Here is a 19,159-nt window from a genome sequence, read left to right as displayed (position 1 = left end):
TGCTAATGGCTGCTGCGTATCTGATCACGGGTTGGAGCGTATGTATGCCGATGAATATACCGATCAGGAAATTGCAGGCATTTTTACTAAAATAAGGCAGGAGCAGGTGCTTACGCCGGTAGAAAGGGGTAAATTCAAATCGGCCATGTTATACAATTTTGCCGCCTGGGATCATGAAAAAGGCTGGGTGCAGCAATACCATATCGGTGCCATTCGCAATAACAGTACGCGTGGTTTAAAGCAGTCAGGACCGGATACGGGCCGCGATTCGATAGGCGACTTTTTGCAAAGCCGCAACTTGTCGCGATTTTTGGACAAGATGGACAGCGAAGACCGGCTTGCCAAAACAATAATTTACAACCTTAACCCGGCAGATAACGAGATGATGGCTACCATGGCAGGTAACTTCAATGACGGCTCCATAGCCGGTAAGGTACAGTTCGGTTCGGCATGGTGGTTCCTTGATCAAAAGGATGGGATGATCAAGCAGTTAAACACGCTATCTAACATGGGCCTTTTAAGCCGGATGGTGGGCATGCTCACCGATTCCCGGAGTTTCCTATCGTTCCCCAGGCACGAATATTTCCGGAGGATCTTGTGCAACCTGCTGGGCGATGATATTGAAAATGGCGAATTGCCGAACGACCTGCAATGGACGGGCAAGATAGTACAGGACATCTGCTACTATAACGCCAAAAATTATTTCGATTTCGATAAAAAATAGATGGATAACCAGCTTTATAGTGACCATAAAAAAGGAGCCGTGCTATCATTCGGAGAATTGTTGCTGCGGATAGTTCCTGATGCTGCCGGCGAATGGCTTAACGATAATCAGCTGCCCTTTTACCTGGGTGGTGCCGAACTTAACGTTGCAAGCGCGCTTGCCTTGTGGGATGTGCCATCTAAATATTTTACCGCCCTGCCGGATAACGGGATGTCGGCGCAGATCATTAGTTATCTTAACCAGCGCAAAATTGATACATCAGCCGTGCATTACCATGGCCACAGGGTAGGGTTATATTACCTTACGAAAGGTAAAGACCTTAAGCATGATGCCCTGATCTATGACCGTGCGAACTCCGCGTTTGCCGAATTAAAAGCCGGGATGATCGACTGGGACACCGTGCTTAAAAATGTGAGCTGGTTCCACTTCAGTGCCATTTGCCCGGCCATCAGTCAGCAGGTAGCAGATGTTTGTTCTGAGGCTTTACAGGCAGCTGCCGAACGGGGAATCACTATCTCAGTTGACTTGAACTATCGCTCCAAACTATGGCAGTATGGCCAACATCCTAAGGATGTTATGCCAGATCTGGTAAAGTACTGTGATGTGATCATGGGGAACATCTGGGCGGCAGAACAAATGCTCGGGATAGAGGTGCTGGGCAACATTCATGAGAGCGGACAGAAGAGTATTTATTTAAAAGAAGCTTTGTCGTCATCAGAACGGATTATGGCGCAGTATCCAAAATGTAAGGCGGTAGCTAATACGTTCCGTTTTGATGCTACGGGAGATATCGACTATTACACCGCGCTTTATTACAATGGCGAATTTCACAATTCGACAGAATATCACACCACTGAATTTGTGGCGAAAGTAGGTACCGGGGATTGTTTCATGGCGGGATTGATCTATGGTTTTTACAACGAATGGAAACCACGCCAAACGCTGGAGTTTGCTACGGCAGCCGCATTCAAAAAACTTTTTATAGCCAGCGACGCCACAACGGATACGGCCGGCGAAATTGCCAACAGCATACAAGTATGAAAAACAAAGAAATCATTTTAGACAGCATTTTAGCCCAGGGGATGTTACCCTTGTTTTTTTACGAAGATGCCGGTGTAAGCCTGGATGTGATCCGGACGCTATACCGCGCAGGTGTGCGGGTGTTGGAATATACCAACAGGGGCAAAGAAGCTTTGGATAATTTCCAGATCATTAGTAAAGCTGTAAAACAAGAAATGCCGGATTTGCACCTGGGCATCGGGACTATAAAAACGGAAGGCGAAGCGGAAAGGTTTGTTAGCGCCGGGGCCGACTTTATTGTATCGCCAACTATTGACGAAGGCGTTGCCCGCGCCGCCGAAAGGCATAAGATGTTATACATACCTGGCTGTATGAGCCCTACCGAGATCAGCCTGGCACAGCGCCATAAGGCCGCCCTGATCAAGATCTTCCCGGCAAACATTTTAGGCCCCGCTTACATCTCGTCTATTCGCGACCTGTTCCAGGGGCAGTTGTTTATGCCGACGGGAGGCGTGGAAATTGAAGTGGGCAATATATCCGAATGGTTCCGCGCCGGGGTATGCGCCGTAGGGATGGGCAGCAAGCTCATCAGCAAAAATGTGTTGGATAATAAGCTGTACGATGAATTGTACGCCAACACCATCAAAGCGCTCGAACTGGTACAATTAAGTAAATAGTATAGCAACCAACGAATGACCGAACCTAAATCAAAAACTTACCGCTGGACGGTTGTAGCATTGCTGTTTTTTGCGACAACTATAAATTACTTAGACAGGCAGGTGATCGGCCTTTTAAAGCCAACGCTCGAAACCCAGTTTAAATGGACAGAGACCGATTACAGCCATATCGTGATGGCCTTTTCAGCAGCATATGCTGTTGGTTTACTGGCTTTTGGCGGGTTTATTGATAAAATAGGTACAAAGCTGGGGTACACTATTTCATTAATTGTATGGAGCCTGGCGGCTATGCTGCACGCCCTGGTTAAAACTACTTTCGGCTTCGGCGTGGTAAGGGCGGCATTGGGTTTAGGCGAATCTGGTAACTTCCCGGCGGCAATCAAAGTAGTAGCCGAGTGGTTTCCCAAAAAGGAGCGGGCGCTGGCAACCGGTATATTTAATTCGGGCGCTAATATAGGTGCCGTAGTTGCACCGGTTATGGTTCCGTGGATACTGGGTGTTTACGGCTGGCAAATGGCTTTTTTAATTACAGGCGCTATTGGCTTTGTGTGGCTGATTTTTTGGTGGTTTGTCTATGAGGTGCCGGCACGCCATAAAAAGATCACTCAGGAAGAATTTGATTTTATTCACAGCGATAACGTGGAAACGCCGGCAGATGCCGAAGCTGCACCGTTGAGGATAAAGTGGGTGCAATTGTTTGGCATCAGGCAAACCTGGGCGTTTGTGGTAGGTAAGCTGCTTACCGATCCTATCTGGTATTTCTTTTTGTTCTGGCTCCCTTCATACTTTTCGACCACCTTTCACCTCGACCTTAAAAAACCCAGTTTGCCCTTAGTGCTGGTTTATACTGCAACAACGGTGGGCAGCATTGGCGGCGGGTTCCTGTCATCATGGTTCATTAAACGGGGGATGCCGGTATTTAAGGCTCGTAAAACGGCTATGCTTTTGTTTGCCTTATGTGTGCTGCCCATATTTGGGGCAAGGTACGCTACCAACATTTGGCAGGCTGTAGGGCTCATCAGCCTTGCCGCTGCGGCCCATCAGGCGTGGAGCGCCAATATCTTTACCACCGCATCAGATATGTTCCCCAAGCAGGCGGTAAGCTCTGTAGTTGGGATAGGTGGTATGGCGGGTTCGGTAGGCGGAATATTTTTCCCCTTGCTGATCGGCTTTATCCTGGAAACTTATAAGGAAGCGGGAAATTTAACCGGCGGATATAACATCATCTTCACCATGTGCGCCTGTGCGTACCTTTTAGCCTGGGTCATTATGCATTTTATCACTCCTAAGATGAAACCTGTTAGGTTGTAACGGGCTCCGATAAAATCGTATTTTTGCAGCTATGGAACCGCAAAAATCAAAAGATCCGTTGCATGGTAAGACGTTAGAGGCTATCCTGAACGCCCTTGTGGCGCATTTGGGCTGGGGCGAAATGGGTTACCGCATCCGTATCAATTGTTTTTTGGACAACCCTAGCATCAACTCTAGCCTTAAGTTTTTACGCAAAACGCCCTGGGCGCGCAAAAAGGTTGAGGACCTCTATATCGAGTGCAGCAAAGATCTCCCCGCATAATTAAGCCGCTATCGCTATCGCTGTGCTTCAGGTAAATCTTAATGCTTCTTCTTATTGTTCAGCTTTGCTTTGTACCCCGAGCTAAAATTGTAGGTCTTTGAATTTTCGGGCTTCTTTTCGTGGAAGGCTGCTCCCGGTTCATATTTATTGGGGTCGGCCTTTACAGGTTTTTTGGCTAATTCTTTCTCTGCTTCTTTTTGCTTGCGTTCTTTCTCTATCACCAGGTTTTCCGGCAGTTCTGCCCGTTGCATTTTTTGGCCGGTAGTATGCTCAATTTTGCTCACCTGGTCCAGTTCCAAATCTGTAGCAAAGGTTAAGGCAAGCGTTTCATCATCCTCATCTCCATGGTGATTACTAACATGGTTAATGTAAACATCCCTGTCGGCAGGCAGGTCAAGGTGAATAATGAACGGGATGCCTTGCAGGTCTATAAGCTCTGTATTTTCATTAGCAACAACAAGTGTCCTTAATGCCTGGTTAGCTTTAAATTCACTGATATCCTTCACCAGGTTAAACTCGTAGTCGGTGGGGTTAAGTATGGCAACAGCGTTGCGCATACGGTTATGCAGGCTCTTGTAAACAGTCTCGGCAGTTTGGCGGGTATTGGCAAAAACTACTGTTTTGGTAAACAATTCCTCATCCTGCATGAACAGGTTAAGCAGGTTAACTTTTGTGCCGAAGTTAGGCAGGTGATAAAGCATCTGCGGATGCATAGATAGTTGTTGGTCAGGCAATTCCTCCACTTCAATTGTAGTGGGCAGATGCATGAACGGGGCGATCATTTTTTCCAGTTTGTCATGCATTACTTCGCTAAATACCAGGTGCTGCGCCTTGCCTATGCTGTTAGCCAGTTCAACAACCGGAAGCTGCAAACCTTTCTTCACTATCTGCTGGGCATCATCGATGATCAGTAGCTCTACCTTGTTCAGGTTAAGTCCGAGTTTAAGATAAATGGCCCGCGCGCGGTCTGGTGTTGCAATCACAATATCGGCACCATCTGCCAGCTCGTCCATCTGCTGCTCAGTTCCGGTACCTGCATGCAGGGTTACTATGGTTAAAGATTTATTACGGTTGAGCAGGTCGAACAGGGCAACTATCTCAAAGATCTTTTCCTGGTCCGGCGCAAGGATCAGTACACGCGGTACACCTTCGGCATCATGATTAAAGCGGTTAATAGTACTGATAACATAAGTTGCGGTTTTGCCGCAACCCTCGGGCCCGATGCCGATAACATCCTGTCCGCCGGTGATCCGCCCAAGGGATTTTAACTGGATCTCTTTAGGAGTTTCAAACCCGGCTTCGATCACCGATTTTATTAATTGCTTCTTCAGCTTAAATTTTTCTGCCCACGCCATGTAAAAAATATAAAGAGCGCAAAGATACCAAAAGCATACCGCTTTACGGAATGCGGCAGGCAGGCGCCTAATGCTTCAACATAACCAATTTGCTAAGCATTGTGATCTTAAAAATTTGGGCAATTTTATGTTAACCCACGTTTTTTACAAATGTCTGATTTTCAACATATTAATAAAATTTCTTCGAAAAAGTGTAAACCTTTGTTAATAGTTGTACCAAATATTATCGATTGGTATTTGAATAAAATTGCTTGATGATATTGCTTTGGCCATATATTATCCCCAGGACGGTGTCCATATTTTCATTATTAAAGCTGCCGCTGAAAGATGATCTGGAAATAAATTAAAACGCTATATTGAACGCACCAATTTACGCTCATTCTGATGTCTAAAAATAATACGCTCGCCGCGGTTGCACTTATTACCTCGTTATTTTTTATATGGGGCTTTGCACTCAACCTTAACCCTATACTTATCCCTCATTTAAAAAAAGCCTGTCAGCTAACTGATTTCCAATCATCACTTATAGATTCGGCTTCTTATGTGGCTTATTTCCTGTTACCTATACCGGCGGCGCAGTTCATGAAAAAGTACGGTTACAAGGGCGGTATCATTATCGGCTTGCTGCTATTCTCGGTAGGGGCGCTGTTGTTTTACCCGGCCGCTGCTGTACGTAACTATGCGTTTTTCCTTTCAGCATTGTTTGTGGTATTTTCCGGAATGGCATTTTTAGAAACTGCTGCCAATCCTTTGATCACCTTAATTGGCGACCCAAAAGGCGCCACGCAGCGGATTAACTTTTCGCAATCATTCAACGGCCTTGCTGCAACCGTAGCGCCGCTGATGGGTGGCACGTTCATCCTGTCGGGCAAAACGCTTACCGCGGCCGAAGAGAAGGGCATGTCGGCAGCGCAGTTGAATGAGTACCTTAATAAAGAGGCATCATCCGTGCAAATTCCGTTTGTGGTGATCAGCATCGTGGTGTTTTTAGTAACCCTCATGGTATGGCGTACCAAATTCCCGGTGATTAATGAAGAAAGCAGCGATGAGGTGCTGAATGAGAAAAGACCGCTTGGCGCCCGTATTGCCGAATTAGTAAAAAATAAGCAACTGATGTCTGGCGTGGTGGCCGAGTTCTTTTACGTAGGCGGGCAGGCATGTTTAAGCAGCTTCTTTATCCGCTTTAGCGAAAAGGTTGCGCAAATAAGTGAAAAGGATGCTTCGCAAATCTACCTGCCGCTTGCCTTCGCGGGCTTTATGGCAGGGCGGTTCATCGGTACGTTTTTAATGCGGTACTTTAGCCCGGTAAAATTGCTGGTCACTTATAGCATCATCAACATCATCCTCATTATATCAGCCGTAAACCTGAGCGGGATGGCCGCAGTTTATACACTGATGGCGGTTTGGTTCTTTATGTCCATCATGTTCCCAACGATATTCTCGTTAAGCATCCGCGATCTGGGTGCTAAAACAAAATTAGGATCATCACTGGTGATCATGGGTATTGTGGGCGGCGCAATAATGCCACCGGTCATGGGCCGGATATCAGATATGGCCAATATTCAACTGGCTTACCTGGTACCGGGCATCAGCTTTATCATGATACTTTTGTTTGCCATTAACAACCTGCGGGTTAAAAAGGTTGCTATAGTAGCAGGCCATTAATGTTTACAGATGGATTTGTATTTAACCAATAAAGTGATCATTGTTACCGGCGGTGCAAAGGGCATAGGCGAAGGTATTGTGATGGCACTTGCTGCAGAAGGCGCCTTACCGGTGATAATCGGCAGGAAAGAAGCTGACAACGAAAAGGTGGTTAAGACTATCGTGGGCAAGGGATGGCAAGCTTATCATTTTGTTGCCGAGTTGACTGACCCCGCTGAGTGCGAACAGGCGGTTAAACGGGTTTATGAAAAGTTTGGAAGGATTGACGGCCTGGTAAACAACGCCGGAGTAAATGATAGTGTTGGTTTGGAAAGCGGGGATTATGAAAGTTTTATGGCTTCGCTGCATAAAAGCGTGGTACATTATTATCTTTTGGCACATTACGCTTTACCTGCGCTAAAAGCGTCTAAGGGAGTAATAGTTAACATTACCTCGAAAACTGCAGATACCGGGCAAGGCAATACTTCGGGTTACGCCGCAGCCAACGGTGCCCGTAATGCGCTGACAAGGGAATGGGCAGTTGAGCTTTTACCTTATGGCATTCGTGTAAATGCTGTAGTGGTTGCCGAATGCTGGACACCACTGTACGAATCATGGATAGGCACCCTCCCCAATCCCGAAGATAAGCGAAAAGAAATAGAAGCCAGGATTCCACTCGGTAACCGGATGACCACTACAGAAGAGATCGCTAACACCGTCGTCTTCCTGCTGTCAGAACGGTCCAGCCATACTACCGGCCAGTTAGTATGTGTTGATGGTGGTTATGTGCATTTAGATAGGGCGATAAGGAAGCTGTAGCGTCGCGATATTGGCCGGACACTCAAATGACGAACGGAACGATGACAGCTCCTCTGCGGCATAGGTAACGCACGGGTGGAGCAGGCACTGAAAAAGTACTGACGTAAACAGGGCGGAACCAAGCCGCGACTTTTTTCTTTGGTGACTTTCTTTTTTGAGAGAAAAAAGAAAGTTACGTCCACTGACGATTCATGAAGCACACCCATTCCTAATAAAGCACAATCGTCACTCGGCTTATTGTTAAGTCGCTTCTTACAGCGCGTCGTCCTACGGGGATGATATTTAGAAACCCGCTTTACAGCACCCCTTGTAACACCTCCCAAACATTGTTCGCTAAAATTTTAGCACCAGCAGCGGTGGGATGGATGCCATCGCCCTGATTGAGCTTACGCACACCGCCAACACCTTGCAGCAGGAATGGCACCAGCGCCATATTGTTTTTAGCAGCCAGTTGCGGAAAGATGCCTTTAAAGCCATTTACGTAATCGGTGCCCATGTTAGGTGGAACCTGCATGCCCAGCAGCACCAGTTTAGCCTTTGGATATTTGGCTTTAACCTTGTCGATGATGTCCTGCAGGTTTTGCGTTGTAGCCTTTACAGGGATACCACGGAGGCCGTCATTTGCGCCTAACTCCAGTACAAAAACATCAACCGGCTGCTTCAACAACCAATCGATACGTCCTTTTCCACCTGCAGAGGTTTCGCCGCTTAACCCGGCGTTTACTACCTTGTAAGGCAATTTAGCCGAATCTACCTTTAGCTGCACCTGGTTGGGGAATGCATCGGCAGGGTCGTCTAAGCCATAACCGGCGCTGAGGCTGTCACCAAAAAAGAGGATAGTTTTTTTTGTGGACGGGACAGTTGCTGCGGTTGCCCTGGCCGTATCGGCATCAGGAGCCTTTGTTCCGCCGCTACATGCGGCAATAAGTATGACAGGGACAAGCAGTAACGATTTGATCTTATTTAACATGCTAATATTTATGAGTTTGATCGCAATACTTCAAGCGGTGGTTTGTTTAGTATCCCACGGCTGTTAAGTAAGCCAATAATTACTGTTAACAAGGTAATGGCTAAAAAGATGCCGGCTACCGGTATTAAATTCACATGGTACGGCATATCAAACTGGTATTTGGCCAGCAACCAGCTGGAGCCAATAGCTATAACGATGCCGGTTAATGCCGATAGAGTGCCCAGGAAAAGATACTCCAGCGCCGTTATGGCAAAGATCTGTTTACGGCTGGCGCCAAGTGTACGCAGCAAAACGCTTTCCTGGATGCGCTGGTATTTACTGATCCTAACCGATGAAATGAGCACGATAATGCCGGTGATAATACTAAACCCGCTCATGAATTTAATAACGTAACCTATTTTGTCCAGCAGTTCATCCAGCACAGATAGCACCAGGCCCAGGTCGATTATTGATACATTGGGGAACTGCTGTACCACCAATTGCTGGAATTTAGCGGATACCGTATTCGACGGCACATGGGTAAGCAGCACGTTAAACTGCGGCGCATCTTCCAGCACCCCGGTTGGAAAAACAATTTGAAAATTAGTAGAGATCTTGTTCCAGTTAACCTTGCGGGTGCTGGCTACATAGGCATTCATTGGTACACCCTGCACATTAAATATTAGCTTATCACCAACTTTTACCTTTGCCCGCTGGGCGAAACGCTCTTCGGCCGATATCGGGATATCTTTGCCGGGCACCGCTTTACCAATCCATTCGCCACCGGTTATTTTCTCTGATGAGGTTAGCGAGTCGCGGTAAGTAACACGGTATTCATAAGTGAATACATTAGGCGATATCCGCAGGGTTGTATCCTTCTTAACATCGGCAGCTGTTTTACCGTTCACTTTTTCTACCCGCATAGTAATGATGGGTACCTGCGACAGGACTTTTAAGCCCTGTTGGCGGGTTAGGTTTGCTACAGCGGATTTCTGACTCGACTGGATATCGAATAGGATCATGTTCGACTGGTTGTCGCCGGTAGATAACGTAACCTGGCTAATGAGCAGTTGCTGGATCAGAAATAGCGTACAGATAAAAGCAGTGCTTAAGCCTATAGAAACGGTTAAAATAATGGTTTGGTTATTGGGGCGATATAGGTTTGCGAATCCCTGCCGCCAGATGTAGCTCCACGAACTCATGATAAGCAGGCGGGTAAACCTGATCAGTAACCACGCTATAGCTGTGAGGATCAAAAACGCTACGCCAATGCCGATGGTAAAGATCACAGCACCCGTCCAGTCTTGCAGCTGCAAATAACTAAACGATATAATGAACAGTATTACAAGTAAATAGACCAGCCATCGTAAAGGATCTTTAATGGTTGTTACGTCATCAAAAGATAGCCTTAGGGTGTTAAGCGGCGATATGTTACGAATAGAGATGAGTGGCAGCAACGCAAACAGCACCGATATGATGAGCCCTAAAATAATGCCTTGCCAGATGGCCATCCATGATATGCTGACCGAAATGGTAATAGGCAAAAAGTCTTTTAGAACCATAGGCAGCAGGTGCTGAATGCCGGTTCCTAAGAGCGCGCCGGCAACGGAGCCTATCAGCCCGATGCCGGTTATCTGGATCAGGTAGATCAAAAATGCTTCTGACGCTTTAACACCCATGCAGCGCATAATAGCGATTGAGCGGATCTTTTCGCGGATGTAAATATTAATGGCACTTGCTACGCCTACACAACCCAGCAGCAAAGCGATAAAACCAACCAGGGATAGAAACCTCGACAGATCTGCAAATGAACGGCCCGTGTTTTCTTTACGGGTTTCAATGGTGTCATAATTAAAGCCTGCCTTCTCCAGTTTAGGGTCCAACTGCTTTACAAGCGGGGCGACGGCTTTGGTATTATTGAATTTAAAAAAGTAGCTGTAAGTAATTCGGCTGCCCATTTTGGCCAACCCCGTTTGCTGCAGGTATTGCAGCGGGATATACACCACCGGCGCAATACCGGATGAAATGCCCGTTTGACCCGGTGCCTTGTTCAGTAAACCGGCAATCACAAACGTGGTGTTCCCAACCTTAACCGAATCGTTAACTTTGGCGTTAAACTGCATCATCAGCGTTTTATCAACCAGCGCGTAACGGCCTTTCTTAAAAGTATTACCGGCGGATTGGGGAACAGTTTCTAACGTACCATAGTAGGGAAAATTCCCTTGCAGCGCCCTTACCTGCACCAGCCTGGTGCCTTTGTTTTTTGTAAATAACACCATCGATGCGAAACTTCGTTCCTGTGACCGGTCATCGCCTAACGAGTCGGTGAGCGCCTGTAGTTTCGCATCAGGGATTTTGTTGCCACTGATGGTAAGGTCCGCACCTATCAAGGTGGCCGCCTGGTTGTCTACATCGTTCTGGATGTTGTATCTGAACGAGTAGATGGCTACCAGCGCACCGATGCCAAATACTATCGAAGAGATGAAAAGCAGCAACCTGCTGCGGTTTCGCCGGCTATCGCGCAGTGCCATTTTAAACAGCCATGCAAAGTTAATTTTGCGGTCGTAACTTACCGTATCCGTTTGCTGATTATTCATTGCCTGTTCTTTCGTCAGATACCAGTTTACCGCCTTTGATCTTGATAATCCGATGCGTTTTAGCTGCCAGTTCAAGGTCGTGGGTTACCAGCACCAGGGTGGTTCCTGCTTCGCGGTTCAGGTCAAAGATCAGCTTCACTACCTTTTCACTGGTTTCGGCATCCAGGTTACCGGTTGGTTCATCGGCAAAAAGGATCTTGGGAGAATTTGAGAATGCCCTGGCCAAAGATACCCGTTGCTGCTCTCCGCCCGATAACTGGGCGGGATAGTGGTGCCCCCGGTCTGCCAGGCCAACCTTATCCAGCAAATCCTGTGATCGCGCTTTAATGTTTTTCTCTCCACGCAGTTCAAGGGGTACCATCACATTTTCCAGGGCAGTTAAAGTTGGCAGCAGTTGGAAGTTTTGAAAGATAAAGCCAACGTACTGGTTGCGTACCTGTGCCCGCTTGTCTTCGCCAAGGTTGCCCAGCCCGATTCCGTTTAATTCCACTATACCTGATGATGCGCTGTCGAGCCCGGCGCAAAGCCCAAGCAACGTTGTTTTACCACTGCCTGATGGGCCTACAATGGCATTGGTAGAGCCGGTGGCAATGGCAAAATTAATATCATCTAAAACGGTTAAGGTGCGGCCTGCACTCTTATAGGTTTTATTCAGGTCTTGTATGTTTAAGATCGTTTCCAAAAGCTTTATTTAAGGTATTGCTGTCAATTGAGTAAATATCAAAGTATTATTAATAAACCACCGCCCTAAAATGTTTCGTTACAAAAGCATTACAATCTGTGATTATAAATGACTATTATTTTTTACACTTGTAAATAAACCTGAATTACTTTATGCATGAATATCCCGGGCAAAAAAGAATCTTAGTAGCGGTAGATAGTATCATATTTGGATTTGATGGCCATCATATCAAATTGTTACTGGTTGAGCGTAGTTTAAAACCCGAAAACGGTAAGTGGACACTGATGGGCGGGTTTGTAAACCCAAATGAAACGCCGGAAGATGCGGCAAGCCGGGTGTTGGAAGAGCGCACGGGATTAAGAGATGTTTACATTGAACAATTCAGGGTATTTGGCCGTCCAGACCGTGACCCTGTAGAGCGCACTATTTCCATCGCCTATTTCGCGCTGATCGATATTCAACAATATGAACAGCAAATAAGCGAGGAGAACAACCCGGAATGGTTTATGCTCAATGATATGCCCCAAATGGTTTTCGACCATGCTGATATGGTGAGGGAGGCCTTAAGGCAATTGCGTTATAAAGCCGCGCTCCATCCAATATTATTCCAGTTACTGCCAGACAAGTTTACTATACCCCAGCTGCAGGCCTTGTATGAAGGTGTTTATCAAACCAAGTTCGACGACCGGAATTTTAGTCGTAAGCTGCTTTCTACCGGCCTTTTAGTTAAACTGGCCGAAAAGGATAAGCTATCGTCAAAAAAGGGAGCGTTCTATTACCGGCTTGACCAATCTAATTACGAGCAAAAGTTTGGCTCATTCCTTAACCTGGTACCCAACCCGGACAAGTTCTTTTAACATAATTTTATTATTAGATTAATATCCATACAAAAGCTTATGAAATTTGTAAATTCCATAAGCTTGTTGCCCTATTAATACAAAATCAATCCGTATTTTTATACCCTATCTGCTTTGTAATAAGCAGGATAATTTAAACTGATTGATAGTTTGGGCAGGATAGTGACTTTACGTTTTCTGATAACGCTTTTACTGTGTTTTATCAGTTTTTGTTATGTATGTGCCCAGGGAAACGCATCTAACCAGGGTAAGGAATTCTGGACTGCGTACATGTCGCACGTGGAGGATAACGGTGCCAGCCAGATGAGTTTGTATATCACATCTGACGTTAGCACTAACGGTAATGTTGAGATATCTGACGGGAGCTTTTCTCAACCTTTTACGGTAGAAGCTAAAAAGGTTACCATCGTTAATATACCACATAGCGCATTTATTAAAAGCGCAGGAGCGTTTATGCGGGGGATACATATCACAGCGCAAAAAAATATTGCGGTTTATGCTCATATCTATGCACAAAATGTCTCGGGCGCCACTTTGCTGTTACCTGTTGCCGTTTTAGGCAAAAATTATACATCTATCAATTACACCCAGTTTTCCAATTCACGCAACAGTTTTTCCACGCTTGCTGTAATTGGTGTTGAGGATAACACAACGGTCGAAATTACACCATCGGTCGTTTTAAATAATGGCAGGCCCGCAGGCGAAAAATTTCAGATCACTTTACAAAAAGGTGAAGTGTACCAGGCACTCGCTACGGCCGATCTTACCAATACCCAAGTCCGTTCAGTGAGCACCGCGGCGGGTGAGTGTAAAAAGATCGCCGTTTTTTCAGGGAGTTCAAAAATCGCCATATACTGTAACCCCGGATCCATATCATCAGACAATTTGTTCCAGCAGGTGTACCCAACATCGTCATGGGGCAAAAATTATCTGACTGCTCCGCTTAAAAGTCGTATACGTGATATTTTTCGCATCGTAATGAGTGATCCTAACACTACGGTAACTTTAAACGGGAATGTTGTAGTTTCGGGGGCAGCCTCAAACTCGATTTACGAATTTCAATCAGACATACCCAACACCATTACGGCAGATAAGCCCATCCAGGTGGTGCAGTATGCCGTAAGCCAGGGAAACAGTCTTGGTGACGATTGCATTGTTGACCCTGCCGATATTGGCGACCCGGAGATGATATACCTGAGCCCGCTGGAGCAAACGCTGGATCATGTAACCCTTTATTCTACCGATGCTTTTGCGATCACCAACAACTTTATAAATGTTGTCATAAAAACCAGCATGGCGCCAAGCTTTGAATTGGATGGAAGGCTTTATAACACGCTTACGAACGATCCCTCGCATAGCCCTTTTAAACCCATCCCCGGCAATGCAGATTATTCTTATGCGCAGATCCCGGTAGGGGCGGGTACACATTACATTAATGCGGCAGATGGATTTAATGCCATTGCATACGGTTTCGGCCAGCACGAATCGTACGGTTATGCAGCGGGTGCCAGTATCAAAAACCTGGACCAGAATATTGTGATTGCCGATAGAGTGAGTAATAAGATTAGTACTACCGGCTGCGCAGGGGTAGCTTATAAACTGCAATTGACTATCCCTTACCAAACAACAAACATTAAGTGGGATTTTAAAGACGGCACCACACCTTATATTGACAGCAACCCCCTTGTGGTTGCTACCACCCAGCGCGATGGTAAAGCCCTATTTTTATATGAGTACTACAAACCGGTTACATTTACATCTGGTGATTATTCGATAACAGGTACGGTGCGTAACCCTACGTCTGATGATTGCGGTAGCGACGTGCCTATAGATCTTGATTTCAGTATATCCGATTTTCCGGTGGCCAAATTTTCTAACGCGGGCAATTGTGCAGGTGATGGGGTGATTTTTACCGATGAAACTACACCCGGAGAAAACGTTAAAACCTGGTTATGGGATTTTGGCGACGGGCAAACATCTGCCGATAAGCGGCCCGCCCACATTTACGCGACAGGCGGCAGCTACTCAGTAAAATTGACCGTTACCAACGAGGGGGGGTGCTCGTCTTCGGCGCAGCTGGCTGTTGTTATCAAACAAAAACCTAAAGCGGCCTTTATGCTGCCCGCTCCGTATTGTTTTGGCAAGGATATCACACTTACAGATCAATCAACCTCTACTGAAGGTGCCATTACCCAATGGATATGGGATTTTGGTGACGGAACACCTGTTGAGACCCGTACAGATAAAACCCCATTTAAGCATGCCTTTAATAAAGTTGGGCCCGTAACTGTACAGCTTAAAGTAGTAACAGACAATGGCTGCAGTGATATTTCAAAACAGGTAATTGATATTAAAACTGCCCCGGTGGTAGATTTTACACTGCCGGATGTTTGCCTGAGCGATGCGGTTGCCCTCTTTACCGACAAAAGCACTATATCTGATAACAGTGAGGGTAGCTTTACGTATCTGTGGAATTTCGGCGACAATAATGCAAATGCAGCCAATCCCAATTTTTCAACCTTTAAAAACCCAGGGCATAAATATACCCGGACAGATAACTATACTGTTACCCTAACTATTACATCGGCCAGCGGCTGCGCCATTACCAAATCGCAAACCCTCACGGTTAACGGCGATATTCCGGCCGCTATCTTTTCTGTCGACAACAAGGATAACCTTTGCAGTGCCAGCCCGGTAGTGTTCCGGGACAAATCAACTGTTAATTTTGGTAATGTAACTAAAGTGGTTTGGTATTATGATTATCTGAGTAAGCCGGGTGTAAAGGAGACATATATCCGTGCAGATATTCCGTCAGATAGGACATATATTCATAATTATGACGTTTTTAATGCACCCCTTACCAGACGCTTTACGGTACGGATGGAAGCCTACTCGGGCGAAACCTGTGTTGATGTGACGCAACAGGAAATTACAGTAAACGCCAACCCGCTGGTACGGATGTCGCCCATTGGTACGGTTTGTTTCGGTGCGGCGCCTTTCCAAATCCTTGCAGATCAGAATGGTTTTACCGGCACCGGCAGTTTTTCTGGCCGAGGGGTATCTGCAACGGGTACGTTCACTGCGAACAGGGCAGGTGCGGGGTTAACTACTATCAGCTACACTTTTACTGCGACTAATGGTTGCAGCTATACCACTACGCAGGACATAACCGTTCTGCCCGAACTGGTTGCAGATGCGGCTGAAGACGTTACCATATTGGAAGGCACAAGTGCTACGTTAACAGCTTCTGCAAATCAATCCGGTGTACGTTACAAGTGGTACCCGTCTACCGGATTAGATCACGACGATATAGCCAGTCCGACCGCCTCGCCAATGGAAGATATAACATATAAATTAGTGGTTACTAATGCCGACGGCTGTACCGATGAAGATGAGATATTTGTACATGTGCTTAAAAAGCCGGTAGTAAATAATACATTTACACCTAATGGCGACGGCGTTAACGATATCTGGAATATAAAATATTTGGAAACTTACCCCGGAAATACAGTTGACATATACAACAGACAGGGAGAAAAGGTATATTCGTCAGTTGGTTACGCAATTCCCTGGGACGGCCGCTTCCGGGGAACTGATCTGCCGGCAGGAACATACTACTATATTATAAACCCAAAGAACGGCCGCAAGGTTATTTCTGGCAACGTTACCATCATTAGATAATGTTTAGTAAAAAGTTATATTTATTGCTTGTGCTGCAAGCATTGGTGATGTTGGCCAAAGCACAGCAGCGGCCACAATACACCCAGTATGTTTTTAATAATTACCTGCTGAACCCGGCCGTTTCCGGCATAGAAAATTATACAGATGTAAAACTGGGTTACCGCAGCCAGTGGACAGGCCTTGAAGGCGCACCTGTAACCAGCTATTTTAGTATCAATGCGCCCATAGGTACTAATTTTGTACAGGGCGATGCATCGGCATTCCCATCATCGGGTGGCGAATACCCGCAAAGCCGTTTATACACGCAGGAGTATCGTGCGTCAGAACCGCATCATGGTATAGGGTTCAATGTCGTTTCAGATAAAACCGGCCCCATAACACAAACGAATTTAAACGCCACCTACGCATATCACCTGGGTATTACCAGCAAGCTAAACCTGGCTTTGGGCGTTGCTGCAGGCTTTAGTCATTTAAACATCAATACCGCTCTTATAACGCTTGAAAATGCGAACGACCCAACGATCAATAACCTGCAGGCCAGCCAGTGGAAGCCGGATCTTGGGGTAGGCATCTGGGCTTACTCGGGCAATTATTATGTTGGGGTATCCGCTCAGCAAATATTACCACAAAACTTATATATCACCACAGGTAACAGTGCTAACCAAAGTAAAACGGTTCCTCATTTTTTCTTTACCGGTGGATACAAATTCTATGTTTCTGACGATATCTCGCTCATGCCGTCGGCTTTAATAAAGTTTATTGAACCGGTGCCTGCGACTTTCGATGTAAATTTGAAGATGTCGTTTCGTGATCGTTTCTGGTTAGGCGGATCGTACCGTAAGGATGATTCGTTTGCAGTACTGGCTGGGTTTAATTTGAGTTCATTTATCAATGTGGGATATTCTTATGATATTACCACATCAGCTTTGCGTACTGTAAGCAATGGTACGCATGAAATAGTTCTAGGTATATTACTTAACAACCGTTACAAGCTCACAAGTCCCCAGCATGGCTGGTAACGGAATGTTGTTAATTTAATTTTATCAGTTGTACATGCCCGGCATTACAAAAAAGATTAACGAATTTTATTTTTGAATTGTTAAGCTGTAAGTCTCTAAAGTAGCTTTGGCTTACCGTTTGCTATATAAGCCCCATATAGCTTTAGTTTGAATTGCCCCGATGCGGGCGGTCATATATAACGCAATGACGATTAATAATTTAGTAAACACTCAAACTTCTCAGCAACCCAACAAGGTTGCCATCAGGCATGGCAAAAACGGGGTAACTTATACCCAGCTAAATAACACATCGTCGCAATTGGTTAGGTACCTCGCTAAAAAAAACATCATCGAAAATGATGTAATTGCGCTTGCGGGTGACAGGTCGGCCGAGTTAATAATATTTCTACTGGCCTGCGCTAAAGCCGGGGTTACCTACCTGCCCATTGATAACAACCTGCCTATAGACCGGATCAACTACATGCTTGATGATGCAGCGGTAAAAATGCTGATAACATCACGCCGACATGCAGAAAAGTATGCTTCGCACCAAAATATCATCTTTATTGAAGACGCATTAGAAGAAGCAAAAGGATATGATGATACTGATTTAGATTTAACCCCCGATCCGGAAGGTATCGCCTATATTTTATACACCTCCGGGTCTACAGGAAGGCCTAAAGGCGTTTTAGTGAAAAGGGCCGGTTTATTCAATCTTTTACAAAGCATTACGAAAAGCCCCGGCATCACCGCTGCCGATACCATGCTTTTTACAACCACAATATCATTTGACATAGCCGAGCTGGAAATATTTTTACCCATAGTTAATGGCGCCACCGTACTAATTGCAGATGCAGAAACCGTAAAGGACGGCCGTGCCCTGGTTGATATGGCACGCCGCGAGCAGGTAACGATAATGCAGGGTACACCATTTATGTGGCGTACGATGCTGGAGGCCGGCTGGGAGGAAAAGCTACCGATAAAGGTTTTTTGTGGCGGCGAAGCTATGACGAAACAGCTTGCTCATGACCTTTTGCAGCGCAGCAACGAGGTTTGGAACATGTACGGCCCAACTGAAACCACCGTTTATTCTATCATTAAAAAAATAGGTGCGGTTGATAAGGTAATAACCGTTGGGAAGCCCTTGCGGAATACGCAAGTTTATCTGCTCGACGAAGATTTGAATCAGGTGCCAAACGGTGAAGTTGGTGAGATTTATATTGGTGGTGATGGTGTTGCACAAGGTTATTTAAACCGACCCGATTTAACTGACGAGCGTTTCATTGCCGATAAATTTTCAGGAATAGCCGGTCAAAAAATTTATAAAACCGGCGACCTTGGGCAGCTACTTACAAATGGCGATGTGCTTTGCCTGGGCAGGGTAGATCATCAGATAAAAATAAGAGGTTACCGTATAGAAGCCGAAGAGGTTGAAACGCAATTAAAAGATCTTACCGAAATAAATAATGTGTTGGTTGTACCTTATACAGATGAGGCCGGCAATGTGCACCTGGTGGCTTATGTGGTAACCAATAATCCATTTCCTGAAGAAGAAACGCCTGCGCGCATACAAACCTGGAAAT

At 45.9% G+C, this 19,159-nt stretch carries 15 protein-coding genes; 11 read left to right on the top strand and 4 right to left on the bottom strand.

Annotation, left to right across the window (positions count from 1 at the left end; translation table 11 throughout):
• The 5 genes from ACE5CV_RS15485 to ACE5CV_RS15465 all read left to right on the top strand — a co-directional run.
• Positions 1-724, top strand: a 724-nt coding sequence (locus ACE5CV_RS15485; protein ID WP_374951101.1) for a glucuronate isomerase, incomplete at its 5' end; no start/stop codon positions are given.
• Complete coding sequence (locus ACE5CV_RS15480; protein ID WP_374951100.1) at positions 725-1,765, top strand: PfkB family carbohydrate kinase; 1,041 nt, start codon at positions 725-727, stop codon at positions 1,763-1,765. It abuts the gene before it with no gap.
• Positions 1,762-2,421: a bifunctional 4-hydroxy-2-oxoglutarate aldolase/2-dehydro-3-deoxy-phosphogluconate aldolase gene (locus ACE5CV_RS15475; protein ID WP_374951099.1), complete on the top strand. Its 660-nt coding sequence runs from the start codon at positions 1,762-1,764 to the stop codon at positions 2,419-2,421. The genes ACE5CV_RS15480 and ACE5CV_RS15475 overlap by 4 nt, the downstream gene beginning before the upstream one ends.
• A gap of 15 nt (positions 2,422-2,436) precedes the next feature.
• The gene (locus tag ACE5CV_RS15470; RefSeq protein ID WP_374951098.1) at positions 2,437-3,732 is read left to right on the top strand and encodes an MFS transporter; all 1,296 of its coding nucleotides are present in this window, start codon (positions 2,437-2,439) and stop codon (positions 3,730-3,732) included.
• A gap of 31 nt (positions 3,733-3,763) precedes the next feature.
• The gene (locus tag ACE5CV_RS15465; RefSeq protein WP_374951097.1) at positions 3,764-3,994 is read left to right on the top strand and encodes a VF530 family DNA-binding protein; all 231 of its coding nucleotides are present in this window, start codon (positions 3,764-3,766) and stop codon (positions 3,992-3,994) included.
• Positions 3,995-4,032: 38 nt separating this feature from the next.
• Here ACE5CV_RS15465 and ACE5CV_RS15460 read toward each other — a convergent pair whose 3' ends face one another.
• Positions 4,033-5,349: a DEAD/DEAH box helicase gene (locus tag ACE5CV_RS15460; RefSeq protein ID WP_374951096.1), complete on the bottom strand. Its 1,317-nt coding sequence runs from the start codon at positions 5,347-5,349 to the stop codon at positions 4,033-4,035.
• A gap of 384 nt (positions 5,350-5,733) precedes the next feature.
• Here ACE5CV_RS15460 and fucP point away from each other — a divergent pair, with 384 nt between their 5' ends.
• Together fucP and ACE5CV_RS15450 are read left to right on the top strand one after the other, a co-directional pair.
• Positions 5,734-7,014 carry an L-fucose:H+ symporter permease gene (gene fucP, locus ACE5CV_RS15455; protein ID WP_374951095.1) on the top strand — a complete coding sequence of 427 codons (1,281 nt, stop codon included), beginning with the start codon at positions 5,734-5,736 and terminating at the stop codon, positions 7,012-7,014.
• Positions 7,015-7,023: 9 nt separating this feature from the next.
• Entirely contained in the window at positions 7,024-7,812 is a 789-nt protein-coding gene (locus tag ACE5CV_RS15450; RefSeq protein ID WP_374951094.1) for an SDR family oxidoreductase, read from the top strand.
• Between the two features lie 295 nt (positions 7,813-8,107).
• Here the strand turns inward: ACE5CV_RS15450 and ACE5CV_RS15445 are convergent, their stop codons facing one another.
• From ACE5CV_RS15445 to ACE5CV_RS15435, 3 genes are read right to left on the bottom strand one after another with little or no spacing between them, the layout of a single operon-like run.
• Positions 8,108-8,782 (bottom strand): arylesterase, encoded by a 675-nt coding sequence (locus ACE5CV_RS15445; RefSeq protein ID WP_374951093.1) that lies wholly within the window; start codon positions 8,780-8,782, stop codon positions 8,108-8,110.
• Between the two features lie 8 nt (positions 8,783-8,790).
• Positions 8,791-11,358 (bottom strand): ABC transporter permease, encoded by a 2,568-nt coding sequence (locus ACE5CV_RS15440; RefSeq protein ID WP_374951092.1) that lies wholly within the window; start codon positions 11,356-11,358, stop codon positions 8,791-8,793.
• On the bottom strand, positions 11,351-12,040 hold the full coding sequence (locus tag ACE5CV_RS15435; protein WP_374951091.1) for an ABC transporter ATP-binding protein: 690 nt from the start codon (positions 12,038-12,040) through the stop codon (positions 11,351-11,353). Before ACE5CV_RS15435 ends, ACE5CV_RS15440 begins: the two co-directional genes overlap by 8 nt.
• A 152-nt stretch (positions 12,041-12,192) precedes the next feature.
• On the opposite strand from ACE5CV_RS15435, the gene ACE5CV_RS15430 reads away from it, so the two are divergent.
• The 4 genes from ACE5CV_RS15430 to ACE5CV_RS15415 all read left to right on the top strand — a co-directional run.
• Complete coding sequence (locus ACE5CV_RS15430) at positions 12,193-12,897, top strand: NUDIX domain-containing protein (protein ID WP_374951090.1); 705 nt, start codon at positions 12,193-12,195, stop codon at positions 12,895-12,897.
• Positions 12,898-13,059: 162 nt separating this feature from the next.
• Positions 13,060-16,578 carry a PKD domain-containing protein gene (locus tag ACE5CV_RS15425; protein WP_374951089.1) on the top strand — a complete coding sequence of 1,173 codons (3,519 nt, stop codon included), beginning with the start codon at positions 13,060-13,062 and terminating at the stop codon, positions 16,576-16,578.
• Positions 16,578-17,597 (top strand): type IX secretion system membrane protein PorP/SprF, encoded by a 1,020-nt coding sequence (locus ACE5CV_RS15420; RefSeq protein WP_374951088.1) that lies wholly within the window; start codon positions 16,578-16,580, stop codon positions 17,595-17,597. The genes ACE5CV_RS15425 and ACE5CV_RS15420 overlap by 1 nt, the downstream gene beginning before the upstream one ends.
• 184 nt (positions 17,598-17,781) lie before the next feature.
• A partial coding sequence (locus ACE5CV_RS15415) for an amino acid adenylation domain-containing protein (RefSeq protein WP_374951087.1) occupies positions 17,782-19,159 on the top strand: 1,378 nt, incomplete at its 3' end.

It is taken from the genome of Mucilaginibacter sp., from assembly GCF_964263795.1.
Lineage (GTDB): Bacteria > Bacteroidota > Bacteroidia > Sphingobacteriales > Sphingobacteriaceae > Mucilaginibacter.
The sequence above is the reverse complement of the archived record's forward strand: the minus strand, read 5'-3'. Positions and strand labels throughout refer to the sequence as shown.

What these genes read in the sequence shown, in the direction of transcription:
- ACE5CV_RS15480 (WP_374951100.1), top strand. Translation starts at nt 725, where the DNA reads ATGGATAACCAGCTTTATAGTGACCATAAAAAAGGAGCCGTGCTATCA.
- ACE5CV_RS15475 (WP_374951099.1), top strand. Translation starts at nt 1,762, where the DNA reads ATGAAAAACAAAGAAATCATTTTAGACAGCATTTTAGCCCAGGGGATG.
- ACE5CV_RS15470 (WP_374951098.1), top strand. Translation starts at nt 2,437, where the DNA reads ATGACCGAACCTAAATCAAAAACTTACCGCTGGACGGTTGTAGCATTG.
- ACE5CV_RS15465 (WP_374951097.1), top strand. Translation starts at nt 3,764, where the DNA reads ATGGAACCGCAAAAATCAAAAGATCCGTTGCATGGTAAGACGTTAGAG.
- ACE5CV_RS15460 (WP_374951096.1), bottom strand. Translation starts at nt 5,349, where the DNA reads ATGGCGTGGGCAGAAAAATTTAAGCTGAAGAAGCAATTAATAAAATCG.
- fucP (WP_374951095.1), top strand. Translation starts at nt 5,734, where the DNA reads ATGTCTAAAAATAATACGCTCGCCGCGGTTGCACTTATTACCTCGTTA.
- ACE5CV_RS15450 (WP_374951094.1), top strand. Translation starts at nt 7,024, where the DNA reads ATGGATTTGTATTTAACCAATAAAGTGATCATTGTTACCGGCGGTGCA.
- ACE5CV_RS15445 (WP_374951093.1), bottom strand. Translation starts at nt 8,782, where the DNA reads ATGTTAAATAAGATCAAATCGTTACTGCTTGTCCCTGTCATACTTATT.
- ACE5CV_RS15440 (WP_374951092.1), bottom strand. Translation starts at nt 11,358, where the DNA reads ATGAATAATCAGCAAACGGATACGGTAAGTTACGACCGCAAAATTAAC.
- ACE5CV_RS15430 (WP_374951090.1), top strand. Translation starts at nt 12,193, where the DNA reads ATGCATGAATATCCCGGGCAAAAAAGAATCTTAGTAGCGGTAGATAGT.
- ACE5CV_RS15420 (WP_374951088.1), top strand. Translation starts at nt 16,578, where the DNA reads ATGTTTAGTAAAAAGTTATATTTATTGCTTGTGCTGCAAGCATTGGTG.